This window comes from Stenotrophomonas pavanii, from assembly GCF_900101175.1.
Taxonomy (GTDB): Bacteria; Pseudomonadota; Gammaproteobacteria; order Xanthomonadales; family Xanthomonadaceae; genus Stenotrophomonas; species Stenotrophomonas pavanii.
The window spans coordinates 33,220-46,546 of the sequence record NZ_FNFQ01000009.1; the positions used below are offsets into that span (position 1 = coordinate 33,220).

Annotated in this window: 9 protein-coding genes; 7 read left to right on the plus strand and 2 right to left on the minus strand. The window is 69.0% G+C overall.

Translation table 11 applies throughout. The annotated features are described in order from the left end of the window. Positions 1–381: 381 nt before the first annotated feature. Entirely contained in the window at positions 382–2,439 is a 2,058-nt protein-coding gene (locus BLS66_RS15105; RefSeq protein ID WP_057493927.1) for a putative bifunctional diguanylate cyclase/phosphodiesterase, read from the minus strand. Positions 2,440–2,590: 151 nt separating this feature from the next. Here BLS66_RS15105 and radA point away from each other — a divergent pair, with 151 nt between their 5' ends. From radA to BLS66_RS15125, 4 genes are all read left to right on the plus strand, one after another. Further along, positions 2,591–3,967 carry a DNA repair protein RadA gene (radA, locus tag BLS66_RS15110; RefSeq protein ID WP_049465464.1) on the plus strand — a complete coding sequence of 459 codons (1,377 nt, stop codon included), beginning with the start codon at positions 2,591–2,593 and terminating at the stop codon, positions 3,965–3,967. Between the two features lie 135 nt (positions 3,968–4,102). Next, entirely contained in the window at positions 4,103–5,959 is a 1,857-nt protein-coding gene (locus BLS66_RS15115; protein WP_074726209.1) for an ATP-binding protein, read from the plus strand. Between the two features lie 49 nt (positions 5,960–6,008). After that, positions 6,009–8,315 (plus strand): tetratricopeptide repeat protein, encoded by a 2,307-nt coding sequence (locus tag BLS66_RS15120; RefSeq protein ID WP_074726210.1) that lies wholly within the window; start codon positions 6,009–6,011, stop codon positions 8,313–8,315. 91 nt (positions 8,316–8,406) lie between these two features. Continuing rightward, entirely contained in the window at positions 8,407–8,871 is a 465-nt protein-coding gene (locus BLS66_RS15125) for a YqhG/Tai3 family protein (protein WP_074726211.1), read from the plus strand. 100 nt (positions 8,872–8,971) lie between these two features. On the opposite strand, the gene BLS66_RS15130 is transcribed toward BLS66_RS15125, so the two are convergent. Further along, complete coding sequence (locus tag BLS66_RS15130; RefSeq protein WP_053506424.1) at positions 8,972–9,766, minus strand: cytochrome C assembly family protein; 795 nt, start codon at positions 9,764–9,766, stop codon at positions 8,972–8,974. 122 nt (positions 9,767–9,888) lie between these two features. Here BLS66_RS15130 and ffh point away from each other — a divergent pair, with 122 nt between their 5' ends. The 3 genes from ffh (at position 9,889) to BLS66_RS15145 (ending at position 13,297) form a co-directional block, all read left to right on the plus strand. Beyond that, positions 9,889–11,265 carry a signal recognition particle protein gene (gene ffh, locus BLS66_RS15135; RefSeq protein WP_005408591.1) on the plus strand — a complete coding sequence of 459 codons (1,377 nt, stop codon included), beginning with the start codon at positions 9,889–9,891 and terminating at the stop codon, positions 11,263–11,265. 146 nt (positions 11,266–11,411) lie between these two features. After that, on the plus strand, positions 11,412–12,488 hold the full coding sequence (locus BLS66_RS15140) for an NAD(P)H-dependent flavin oxidoreductase (protein ID WP_053506423.1): 1,077 nt from the start codon (positions 11,412–11,414) through the stop codon (positions 12,486–12,488). Beyond that, positions 12,485–13,297, plus strand: coding sequence for an aminotransferase class IV family protein (locus tag BLS66_RS15145; RefSeq protein WP_074726212.1), 813 nt, complete (start codon positions 12,485–12,487; stop codon positions 13,295–13,297). The genes BLS66_RS15140 and BLS66_RS15145 overlap by 4 nt, the downstream gene beginning before the upstream one ends. Positions 13,298–13,327: the final 30 nt, after the last annotated feature.

A 13,327-nucleotide genomic window follows, 5' to 3' on the forward strand; every position in this document is an offset into this window, starting at 1 on the left:
GCCGCCCTCGGGCGGCCTTTTTGTTGGCGGGTGGAGGGCAGCACGTGCAACGCATGCCAGGGGGTAATGCCGGCCCGGAGATCCACCCCATACGGGCATGGGGTCAGGGCCCTTGCCCGCGGCAAGGGATCCGACCCGGCAGTGCCGGCACAGGGTGGTAGTGCCGGCCGCTGGCCGGCAATTACGCGAAGCCGGCCAGCGGCCGGCTCTACCAAGGGATCCACCCCATGCGGGCATGGGGTCAGAGCCCTTGCCTGTGGCAAGGGATCCGACCCGGCAGTGCCGGCACAGGAGGGTAGTGCCGGCCGCTGGCCGGCAATTGCAGGACGCCGGCCAGCGGCCGGCGCTACCAGAAGATCCACAGCACACGTGCATGGGGTCTCACCCCACCCGGCGCAGGAACTCGTCGGCGTCCATCGGCCGGCCCAGGTGGTAGCCCTGCAGCTGGTCGCAACCCAGCTCGCTCAGGTACTCGCGCTGCGCCTGCGTCTCCACGCCCTCGGCCACCACCTGCAGCTGCAGGGTGCGACCGAGCGCGATGATCGACGAGACGATGGCGGCATCTTCGGCGTTGCATTCCAGGTCGTGCACAAAGGCGCGGTCGATCTTCAGTTCGGTGGCGGGCATGCGCTTGAGGTAAAGCAGGCTGGAATAGCCGGTGCCGAAGTCGTCGATGGCGATATGCACGCCCATCGCGGTCAGGTCGTTGAGGATCGCCAGGCTGGCATCAACGTCCTTCATCGCCGTGGTCTCGGTGATCTCCAGGGTCAGCCGCGCCGGTTCGATCCGGTGCCGCTGCAGCACCTCGCGCACGCTGTCCAGCAGTGCCGGCGAGGCGAACTGCAACGGCGAGAGATTCACTGCCATGGTCCATTCCGCATGCCCCGACTCGTGCCATGCCCGCAGCTGTGCGCAGGCGCGGTCCAGCACCCAGTCACCGATCGGCAGGATCAGGCCGCTGCGCTCGGCAATGGGAATGAACACATCCGGTGCCAGCAGGCCCAGCTCCGGATGCTGCCAGCGCAGCAGCGCCTCGGCGCCGGTGGCCGGTGCGCCGGCGGCAGGGAACTTGGGCTGGTAATGCAGGATCAGTTCGTCGCGTGCGATGGCCTTGCGCAGGTCCTGCAGCAGGCGCAGCTGGCGGTTGGCGCTGAGCTGCATCGACGGGGTGAAGAAGGTGTAGCCGTTCCGCCCGGTTTCCTTGGTGTGGTACATCGCCGCATCGGCGTGGGCCATCAGCTCGCGCTCGTTGCTGGCGTCGTCCGGATACAGGGCGATGCCCAGGCTGGCACTGACCTGCAGTTCAGCCGCATCCAGCGTGAACGGTTCGCCGGCGGCGGCGATGATGCGCTCGGCCACCACCACCGCATCGTCGGGAGTGTCGATGGCCAGCACGATCACGAACTCGTCGCCGCCGAGGCGGGCGAAGGTATCCTGCGGCCGCAGCTGTCCCCCGATGCGCTGTGCCACCGCCACCAGCAGGCGGTCGCCGAGCTGGTGGCCGTAGGCATCGTTGACCGCCTTGAAGCCGTCCAGGTCGCAGAACATCACCGCCACTGCATGGTTGCGCCGCCGCGCCTTCTCGATGGCCTGCTCGATGCGGTCCTGCAGCAGCATGCGGTTGGGCAGCTGGGTCAAGGGATCGTGCAGCGCGGCCTGGATCAGCTTGTCGTTGGCGTGCGCGAGCGAATCGGCCAGCAGCCCGGTGCGCACGCGCATCTGCCGGTCGAACAGCGAGGCGACCAGGGCGATGCCCAGCGTTGCCACCGTGGTGACGATCACCAGCACGGCCAGCCAACGTGTATCGATGCCACCGCTGCCGACCGCGCCACAGACGCTGCCTTCGGGGAAGCGCGCGGCAGCCATGCCGGTGTAATGCATGCCGACGATGGCCAGCCCCATCACCAGCGAAGCGAGCGCGCGCAGCAGCAGGGTGTTGCGCTGCTCGGCGCGCAGGCGGAAGGCGATCCACAGCGCCGCGCCGGCCGCGCCGATGGCCACTGCAATCGAGGCAGCGAACCAGCCGGGGTGATAGTCGATGCCGGGCTGCATGCGCATCGCCGCCATGCCCAGGTAATGCATGGTGGCGATGCCCAGGCCCATCAGCACGGCACCGGCCAGCAGCCGGCGCCAGGGCAGGCTGGGCCGCGACACCAGCCACAGCGCATACGCCGAGGCGCCGATCGAGACCGCCAGCGAGTACAGGGTGATGCCAAGGTCATAGCCCACCGGGATCGGCAGGTCGAAGGCCAGCATGCCGATGAAGTGCATCGACCAGATGCCCAGCCCCATGGCCGCCGCGCCGCCGGCCAGCCACCAGCGCGCCACGCGCCCCTCGGCCGTGGCCAGGCGCCCGGCCATGTCCAGCGCCGTGTACGAAGCAAGAATGGCCACCAGCAGGGAGATGGTGACCAGGCTCTGACTGTAACTGCCAGTCATGTTGAATCCAGTGGGGAAGGGAGGGGGCGCCCGCAAGGCGCACGCCCGCGACCCCTATCGGCGCGGGTGGGCAGGACTTGAGCGGTCGCAGCAGCTGCGACCCGGCTCGGCTATCCTGCCACGCCCGTTCCCGTTGCAGGAAATCACCCCGATGGCAAAAGCCCGTACCGCCTACGTCTGCAATGAATGCGGCGCCGAATTCAGCAAGTGGCAGGGCCAGTGCACCGAGTGCAACGCGTGGAACTCGCTGTCGGAAATCGTGCTGGAAAGTGCGGCGGCGACCAAGGCGCCGGCGTCGCGCCGGGCGGGCTGGGCCGGCAAGGTCGATCCGCCGAAGATCACCGCCCTGAAGGACGTGGAGCAGACCGAGCATCGCCGGGTCACGACCGGCATCGGCGAGTTCGACCGCGTGCTGGGCGGCGGCCTGGTCGAAGGCGCGGTGGTGCTGGTGGGCGGTGACCCGGGCATCGGCAAGTCGACCTTGCTGCTGCAGGCGGTGGCGAAGATGGCGGCCGAACTGCCGGTGCTGTACGTGACCGGCGAGGAATCGCTGGCCCAGGTGGCCGGCCGTGCGCATCGGCTGGAGCTGCCGCTGGACGGGGTCAACGCGCTGGCCGAGACCGGGGTCGAATCGATCCTGCAGCATGCCTCCCGGGCCGGCCCGCGACTGATCGTGGCCGACTCCGTGCAGACCCTGTGGACCGAGAGCCTGACCGCCGCGCCCGGTTCGGTCAGCCAGGTGCGCGAGAGCGCGGCGCGGCTGGTCCGGTTTGCCAAGGAAACCGGCACGGCCGTGTTCCTAGTCGGCCATGTGACCAAGGAAGGTGGCATCGCAGGCCCGCGCGTGCTCGAGCACATGGTCGATGCAGTGCTGTATTTCGAAGGCGAGAGCGGCAGCCGCTTCCGCCTGCTGCGCGCGTTCAAGAACCGCTTCGGTGCGGTCAACGAACTGGGCGTGTTCGCGATGGGCGACAAGGGCCTGAAGGAGGTCTCCAACCCATCGGCGATCTTCCTGTCCGGCGGCAGCACCCATCAGCCGGGCAGCTGCGTGATGGTCACCCGCGAGGGCACCCGGCCACTGCTGGTGGAGGTGCAGGCGCTGGTCGATGCGTCGCCGCTGTCGAATCCGCGCCGTGTCGCGGTCGGCCTGGAGCAGAACCGCCTGGCCATGCTGCTGGCGGTACTGCATCGCCACGGCGGCGTGCTGGTCGGCGACCAGGACGTGTTCGTCAACGTAGTCGGTGGCATCCGCGTGCAGGAGACCGCCGCCGACCTGCCGGTGCTGCTGGCCGTGCTGTCCTCGCTGCAGGACCGGCCGCTGGCGGAAAAGACGATTGCGTTCGGCGAGGTGGGGCTGTCCGGCGAGATCCGCCCGGTGCCCAATGGTGAGGACCGGCTGCGCGAGGCCGCCACCCATGGCTTCAAGCGCGCCATCGTGCCCAAGGCCAATGCGCCCAAGGGCGGTTCGGTGAAGGGGATGGAAGTGATCGCGGTGGAGCGCCTGTCCGAGGCCATCGACGCGGCGTGATGCACGGGGGGCCTGCCTGCGGGGCCTGCCTCTACAAACGACATATACGGCAACGGTCAGGCTGGCTGTGCTAGTTTTTCCCGCTCGACGAAGGCGCCCTCTGGCGCCTTTCCGTGCCCAGGAGTAAACGATTACATGCAGGACACCGCGCTCACCGCCCCCAACGCCGAGATCCGTCGTGCCGGGGTCGATCTCAATGGACTGATGACGGTGCTGGGCAAGCACCTGTATTCCACCCCGGTGGTGGCGCTGCGCGAACTGGTGCAGAACGCGCACGATTCGATCATCCGCCGCCGCATCGAACAGCCCGGCATCGAAGTGCCGTCGCGCATCTCGGTGCAGGTCGATGCCGGTGCCGGCGTGCTGCGCATCATCGATACCGGTGCCGGCCTGACCCGCCAGGAGATCCACGATTACCTGGCCACCGTCGGCGTCGGCTATACCCGTGGCCTGCGCCAGGGCGGCGAGGATGACGAAGGCCTGATCGGCATGTTCGGCCTGGGTTTCCTGTCGGCCTTCGTGCTGGCGCGCCGGGTCAGCGTGCGTACCACCTCGTACCAGACGCCGGATCTGGGGCACCTGTACGTGTCCAGCAATGCCGAGCAGTACACAGTCAGCGAAGTGCCGGCACGCGCGGTCGGCACCGAAGTGGAACTGGAACTGCATCCGGATTTCCTGCCGCTGGCCAACGAGGCGCGCCTGCACGAGGTGCTGGGCCGCTACTGCGCGCTGCTGTCCGAACCGATCTTCATCGGTGCTGCGACCGAAGCGCTCAACCCCGAGCCGCCGCCGTGGCGGGGGCAGGGCGACGTGGCCGTGCACCCGGTGCAGGCACGCCGCCAGGCACTGCAGTTCGCTGCGCGCTTCGAGCACGATTTCGAGCCGATCGTCACCGTGCCGCTGCGTGCCGACGGCAGCAGCGATGCCACCGGCCTGCTGTGGGTGCAGGACGGCGCGACCTATGGCACCAGTGACAACCGCAACCTGTCGGTGTTCGTGCGCGGCATGCTGCTGGATGACGATGCCCGCGACCTGCTGCCGCCGTGGGCCGGCTTCATCGGCGGGGTGATCGAATCCTCGCGGCTGACGCCGACTGCCAGCCGCGAAGACCTGCAGCGCGATGACCACTACCGTGCCGTGCAGCATGCCTTGCTGGAGGCGCTGGTCGACGGCCTGGCCGACGTCGCGCGGCAGCAACCGGAAGCCTGGCGGCGGGTCCTGGCCCGCCACAACGAGGCGCTGCTGGGCGCAGCGCTGTGCGATGACCGCCTGTTCGAACTGCTGATGGAGCATGTGCGCGTGCCGACCTCGCAGGGCGACCTGCCGGCCAGTGCCCTGCCGGCGGGCGGTGCCGTGCATGTCATCCTCGACAACGGCGGTGGCTTCGAAGAGATGCTGTTCCGCGCGATGGGGGTGCCGGTCGCGCATGGCCACCGCTACGCAGTGGTGCCGTTCCTGCGGCGCTGGGCCCAGGCCAAGGGCCTGCGCCTGGTTGAACTCGGCACCGAGCAGGGCAACCGCGCCCTGTTCCGCAGCGATGACAGCCTCGACGAGGCGCAGCTGGCCTGGCTGCGCGAACGGCTGGGCGATGGCGAGCAACTGCTGCCGGCGCGCTTCAGCCCGGAGGCACTGCCGGTGGTGGTGGTGCCCGACCGCGAGGCCGAACTGAAGCAGCGACTGGAGGACGACGAGAACGACAAGCGCGTCTCGATGGCCGCGCTGCGCCTGGCGCGCCAGTTCACCGCGCGCATCGAATCACGCGCGCCGTCGCGGTTGTACCTCAATCTCGACAACCCGGCCGTGCAGGCGCTGTTGCGTGCCCAGCGCGAGGGCCATCCCCAGGCCGCCGCCGCCGCCCGCCTGCTGCGCTCGCTGAAGATCATCGTCGCCGCGCAGGGTCGCCCACTGGCGAGCGCGACGACCACCGCAGGCCCTGACCTCAATGGCGCCTTTACCGATATCGCCGGTGCCCTGCAGCAGATGCTGCGCTGAGCACCGCACCTTCTCATCCAGCCTTCGCTAGACAGGAGCATTCATCCCCATGGACATCTGGAACTGGGTCGAAAAACTGCAGGGTGACCTGCGCCAGGCCGGCCAGGCGCAGAACGCGCACCTGCTGAACCGTCTCGCCGACGAGGTCAGTGAACTGCAGATCGACCGCGTCGACGCGCTGCTGCCCGAGGCGCGTGCGCTGGGCAAGGCGCTGGACAACCCGTGGGTCGACGTCTATGTCGGCCACTGGGCCCTGCGCAACCGCGTCGGCAACCGCGTGGAAGGCGAGAGCGCACTCGGCGAAGCCGTAGCGCTGTTTGAACGGGCACATCGCGAGGACACGCTGGAGTGCCCGCAGTCGATCTGCGTGACCCAGGACCTGGCGGCCTGCTACGGCAACATCGATGGCCCGGGCTGGGTGCCTGAGCGCATCGAGGTGTGCGACGAAACGCTGGGCCGCATCGATCCGAGCTGGGCCTGTTTCCAGTGCCTGAGCTGCGAGAAGGCCGATGCACTGCTCGATGATGGCCGTGGCCAGGAGGCGCTGGATTACCTGCAGGTGCAGGCCGATGCCGTGGAAGCCTGTGGCAAGGAAGTGTTCGACAGCTTCCCGGAGATGCAGATCAAGATCCTGCTCGCTGTTGGCCGCGCCGACGAGGCACTGGCGCTGATCGAGAAGCGCGAGGCCGAAGTGGCAGCCTCCGGGGAGTACGAGCCGGCCAACTGCACGGTGCCGCGTCGCCTGTCCAAGGCCTGGGCGCTGGCCCAGCTGGGCCGCGACGAAGAGGCGCTGCAGCAGCTGGTGCCGTGGAGCGAACTGACCCCGAACTACTGGCGGTTGTGGGCGAACACCGCCGCCGCGCTGTGCCAGCGTGACCCGGCACGCAATACCTGGGATCTGGGTACGCGCTTCAATACGATCATCGAACACTTCGCGCGCGTCGGATCGCATCGCCTGCTGATCGAAGTGGCAGCGTTGAGCCTGGAGCTGGCGCTGCAGCGCGGTGCGCGCTGGGTCGCGCTGCGCCAGCTGGAACTGGCCCGCACCCATCTGGCGCAGCTGCGCCAGGACCGTGGTGCCGAGGCCCTGGTGGCTGGCCTGGCCGCGCGCATCGAGGCATTGCCGGACATCGCGCCGCTGCCGGTGCCGGCTGGCGAGCTGCTGGCATGGCTGGACGCGCAGGGCGAACAGAACCAGGCGCGCGACCCCGAGCGCGAGGCGCAGTGGTTGCTGCAGGCGCATGCCGAGCTGCCCGATGACGAGGCGCTTGCCGAGATGGCGGCCTCGGCGCTGAACGCCTGCGGCGCGCAGGCCGAGGCGCGAGCGCTGCTGTGGCGGTTCGTACGCAGCCATGCGCAGAACGATGGCCCCGCGGCCTACACGCTGATGCGCTGGCTGGCCGAGCAGGGGGACGACGACGGCCTGCGCCAGCTGGCCGAGGTCTACCGCAGCAGCGTGCCGGTGTTCGCGCACTGGTGCGAGGTGCAGCGCGCACGCCGCGTGTCCGACTGGCCGGCGCTGGAGCAGGCGGCCCGATCGCTGCTGGAACTGTCTCCGGGCTCGCACGGCGCGCGCGGCACGCTGGCGCGCATGTACATGGAAACCGGTCGCTTCAGCGAAGCGCAGGCGTGCTATGCACAGCTGGTCGAGCTGCTGGACGAGCCCAATGCCGCGCACTGGGACCACATGAGTGCGGCAAGCGCGGCACGCGACTGGGATGCGGTGCGCCGCTCGGCTGCGGCGCTTGGCATGGAGCTGTCCAGCCACGAGGGCGTGGTCGAGGAACCGTGGGGCTGGGTGATCATCCGCAGCGAAGAGAACGGCGAACCGATGGAGTACTACGCCCGCCGCAGCGGACCGGTGACCGCGCGCATCGTCGAGAATGCGCCGTCCAACCGCGCCCAGCAGGTGGGCGACTGGGTGGTGTTCGACGCCGCGCTGGTGCATCCGGCCCCCGAGGAGGAGGAAGCGCGCGAGCAGTTCATCCCGACCTATGCGCAGGTGCATGTGCTGGAGCGCGGCGGCTTCGCCCGCAGCTGGATGATCGATGGCGCGCACCCGGGCGAAGAGGCCTGGAATGCCTTCGTCGAGGCGGCCGAAGCACAGGGTTGGAAGGTGTGGTCGCACAGCCGCCCGGACTACACCGTCACCGACCCCGATGTGGAAGAGGGCACGCTGCCCGGCCTGCTGTTCACCGTCGCCCAGCCGCAGGACCATGCGCCGCTGGCGCTGCACCGCTTCCTGCAGCAGCACACCGCGACGTGGGCGCATCCGCATTGCTGGCTGCGCCTGGCTGAAGCCTGTGACCAGGATCGCCAGCCGCATCTGGACGTGATCGAGCGTTACGGCCTGTAAGCCGGGTATCGGGTAGTGCCGGCCGCTGGCCGGCAGCACCGGGATATCCTGTGTGCCGGTCAGCGGCCGGCACTACCTCAAGGAGGAATACATGCGGAAGACAGGGATGTTCGTGCTTGCCGGGCTGTTGCTGGCCCCTACCGTGCAGGCCGCGCCGGCCTGCCAGGAACCCGTGGCCGTTGCCCGTGCCTTCTTCGAGGCGACGACCGGCAATGGCGACCTGCTGGAACCGCCACCGGCGCTGGTCAGCCCGGCGTTCGGCAAGGCACTGCGCGGCGAGCGCGCCTGCCAGCAGCGCGAAGAAGGCATCTGCACGATCGATTCCGATCCGTGGCTGGATGCGCAGGACGGCGACATTGAAACCCCGGTGCGTTACCGCTGGAAAGAGGCGTCGGCCACCGCGGGCCAGGTCGAGATGCGCTATGCGGTATGGAAGAAGGCCTACCTGACCCGCCTGCCGATGGTGCGCCAGGGCCAGGGCTGCTGGCAGGTCGATGACATTCTCACCAACAGTGGACGCTCGGTACGGAAGATCCTGGCGCAGCCGATTCCCTGAGCGGCGGCGGCATCCACGCAGGGCGTGGTTCAGTTGCCGGCCAGCGGCCGGCACTACCCGGTGATGTTGGGGTGGGTGCCGACCGTTGGTCGGCACGCTTCTATCGCGAATGCCCGAACACCAGTTCGATCACGAACTGGCTGCCAAAGAACGCCAGCAGCAGCAACAGCATCGCCGCCAGCGTCCAGTGCACGGCCTTCATGCCGCGCCAGCCGTAACGACGGCGTCCGACCAGCAGCACGCCGAACACGATCCACGACAGCACGCTCAGCACGGTCTTGTGCACCAGCTTCTGCGCCAGCAGGTCATCGACGAACAGCACGCCGGTGACCAGGGTCAGGGTCAGCAGCGCGAAGCCGACCGTGATCACCCGGAACAGCAGCGATTCCAGGTCGGCCAGCGGTGGCAGCGCGCGCAGCCACGGCCGGAACTCACGGCGGCGCAGCGCGCGTTCCTGCAGCCACAGCATGATCGCCAGCAGCGCGGCGATGCTCAGCGTGGCGTAGGCCAGCAGCGCCAGCCATGCGTGGCTGGCCAGGCGCCAGCCCAGCACCTTGCTCGGCTCGTGGCCGTAGCCGTGATAGGCCAGCAGCAGTACCGCGGCCAGTGGGAACACCACCACGCCCAGCGCCGACATGCGGCCGCGCGCGCCCACCAGCGAGGTCAGCCAGGCCATGCCCAGGCCGACCAGCGACAGCGCGGCGAAGAAGTGCATGTCCGGCCCGCCCGTGGTACGCATCGCCACCATCACGTGGTAACCGCCATGCAGCAGCATCGCCGGCAGGGCCGGCCACAGCCAGGTGGGCGAGCCGGAGGTTTCATCGCGGCCGAGCGCGCGCACCAGCAGGGCACTGGCAGCCAGGTAGAGCAGGACGGCGATGAGAACGATTGTCATCGTTGCAGTTTCGCATACCCCTGCGGTGGTGGCGACGGCCCCGTCGTCGCAGCCCGGGCAGACAGCCGGACCCGTTATACTGTCGGCCTTATTGTCCCCCGCTTTCAGACAGGTTGCGCCGCATGTTCGAGTCCCTGACCCAGCGCCTTTCCGGCACCATCGAGCGCCTGCGTGGCCGCGGCCGCCTGACCGAGGAGAACATCCGCGAGGCGACCCGCGAAGTGCGCATCGCGCTGCTCGAGGCCGACGTTGCGTTGCCGGTGGTGCAGGCCCTGATCGAGCGCATCAAGGTGCGTGCGGTCGGCCAGGAAGTGCTGAAGTCGCTGACCCCGGGCCAGGCCCTGATCAAGGTGGTGCGCGACGAACTGACCGCGGTCATGGGCGCCGAAGCCAGCGACCTGAACCTCAACGTGCCCGCCCCGGCCATCATCCTGATGGCGGGCCTGCAGGGCGCCGGCAAGACCACCACGGTCGGCAAGCTGGCCAAGCACCTGAAGGAAAAGCGCAAGAAGAAGGTGATGGTGGTCTCGGCCGACGTCTACCGTCCGGCCGCGATCGAGCAGCTGAAGACCCTGGCCGAGCAGGTGGGCGTGCTGTTCTTCCCGTCCAGCGCCGACCAGAAGCCGGAAGCCATCGTCCGCGCCGCCATCGACGATGCCCGCAAGTCGTTCGTCGACGTACTGCTGGTCGATACCGCCGGCCGCCTGGCCATCGACGAAGCGATGATGGCCGAGATCAAGGCCCTGCACGCGGCGGTGAATCCGGCCGAAACCCTGTTCGTGGTCGACGCCATGACCGGCCAGGACGCGGCCAACACCGCCAAGGCCTTCGGCGACGCGCTGCCGCTGACCGGCGTGGTGCTGACCAAGACCGACGGTGACGCCCGTGGCGGCGCCGCACTGAGCGTGCGCTACATCACCGGCAAGCCGATCAAGTTCGTCGGTGTCAGCGAAAAGCCGGAAGGCCTGGACGTGTTCCATCCGGACCGTATCGCCAGCCGCATCCTTGACATGGGCGACGTGCTGTCGCTGGTCGAGCAGGTGGAGCAGCAGGTCGACAAGGACAAGGCGGCCAAGCTGGCCGAGAAGGTCGCCAAGGGCAAGAAGTTCGACCTGAACGACATGCGCGACCAGCTTGAGCAGATGCAGAACATGGGCGGCATCGGCGGCCTGATGGACAAGCTGCCGGGCCTGGGCAACATCCCCGACCATCTGAAGCAGCAGGTCAGCCAGGGCAAGGAAGTGCCGCGCATGATCGCCATCATCAGCTCGATGACCAAGAAGGAACGGCGCAACCCGAACCTGCTCAACGGCTCGCGCCGCGCGCGCATCGCCAAGGGCTCGGGCGTGACCCCGGCCGACGTCAACAAGCTGATGAAGCAGTACATGCAGATGGAAAAGATGATGAGCAAGATGGCCGGCGGCGGCATGAAGGGCATGCTGCGCAGCATGAAGGGCATGATGGGTGCCATGGGCGGCCGTGGCATGCCGTTCCGTTGATGACGGCCCCGGTCGCAGTGTGATGTAGCGCCCGAGCCCACGCTCGGGCGGCGGCGCAAGCGCCGCAGCAGGCGGTCGGGCAACGGGCTCGACGCCACCCCTGTCCCGCGCGCACCATGGTGGCCTGTCCGAAACGATGGGCCGTCATGCAGAGTTCCGCTGTAACTTCCCGCGTCGAGGCGTTCTGCCGGCGCTTTGGCGTATCCGTTCCGATCCTGCTGGCACCGATGGCCGGTGCCTGTCCGGTGCCGTTGTCGGCCGCGCTGGCCAACGCCGGCAGCATGGGCGCGATGGGCGCGGTGTTGTCCTCTTCGGCCGATATCGGTCGCTGGATGGACGAATTTCGCGCCGCTTCGACCGGCCCGGCCCAGGTGAACCTGTGGGTGCCCGATCCCGCACCGACCCGTGATGTGGCCGCCGAGGCCGCCAGCCGCGCTTTCCTCGCGCAGTGGGGCCCGGACGTGCCAGCCAGCGCCGCCGACGCCACGCCTGCCGATTTCGAAGACCAGTTCGCCGCGCTGCTGGCGGCGCGTCCAGCGGTGGCCTCGACCATCATGGGCGTGCTGCTGCCGCGCCACGTGCAGCAGCTGAAGGATGCCGGCATTGCCTGGATCGCCTGCGCGACCACCTTGTCCGAAGCGCGTGCGGCACAGGACGCCGGTGCCGATGCGGTGGTGGCACAGGGCGCCGAGGCCGGTGGCCACCGCGGCGCGTTCGATCCGGCGCTGGCCGAGCGCCAGCTGGTCGGGTTGTTCGCACTGCTGCCGCGCCTGGCCGATCACCTGCAGATCCCGGTCATTGCCGCGGGCGGTATTGCCGACGGCCGTGGCATCGCTGCCGCACTCACCCTGGGCGCCAGCGCCGTGCAGATCGGCACCGCCTTCCTGCGCACGCCGGAAGCAGCGATTGCGTCGGCGTGGGCCGATGGGCTGGCCGCCAGCGAACCGGAAGATACCTGGCCGACGCGTGCGTTCAGTGGCCGCCTCGGCCGCGGCCTGGCGACCCCGTATGTGCGCGCTGCTGCTGCCGAAGGCGCCCCCGCGCCGCGCCCGTACCCGGTGCAGCGTGGCTTGACCGCGCCGATGCGCAGGCAGGCCGTGCAGGAAAATCGCCTGGCGGCGATGCAGGCCTGGGCCGGGCAGTCAGCATGGATGGCGCCGGCACAGCCGGCCGCCGGCGTGCTGCGCGGCATGTGGGAACAGGCGCAGGCACTGCTGCGATGAGGGTCACCTGCAATGGCCAGCCGGCGCAGGTGGAGGACCTGCTGCCGGCGCTGGTGAACTACGGCCACTTCACCTCGCTGCAGGCGCGGGGCGGTGCGGTGCAGGGACTGGACCTGCATCTGGCGCGGCTGTCACAGGCCACGCGTGCACTGTTCGGCAGCGAGCTGGATACGGGGCAGGTACGGGGCTGGATGGCACAGGCGCTGCAGCAGGCCGGCCTGGCCGATGCCTCGCTGCGGGTGACGGTGTACTCGCGCCGGTTCGATTTCCGCAGCCCGCTGGCGGCGGTGCCGGTGGACGTGCTGGTGGCGGTGTCCGCACCGGTGGCCCTGGCCGCGCCCAAGCGCGTGCGCAGCGTGGCCTGGCAGCGCGAAATGCCGCAGATCAAGCATGTGGGCACGTTTGGCCTGTTCGCTGAGCGGCGCGCGGCGATGGCGGAAGGATTCGACGACGTGCTGTTCGTGACCGCCGATGGCGAAGTGAGTGAAGGCAGTACCTGGAACCTGGCCGTGCACGATGGTGAACGGCTGCTCTGGCCGCAGGCGCCGGCCCTGCGCGGTACCGCCGAAGCGCTGCTGAAGCGGCATTGGCCCGATGCGCAGTTGACGCGGCCGTTGGCGCTGGCTGAGCTGGGCAGTGTGAAGGCCGCTTTCGCCTGCAACGCCAGCGGCCTGTGGGCGCTGGAGGCCATTGACGGGCATATCCTGCCCGGCTCGCAGGCGCTGGCTGAACACGGCAGGGCGGTGCTGGCGGCGGTGCCTTGGGACAGATTGGGGTCAGATCCCTTTTGCGGCGCGAAAGGGATCTGACCCCGGGCGAGCTCCCCGGGGTTGGCTCGG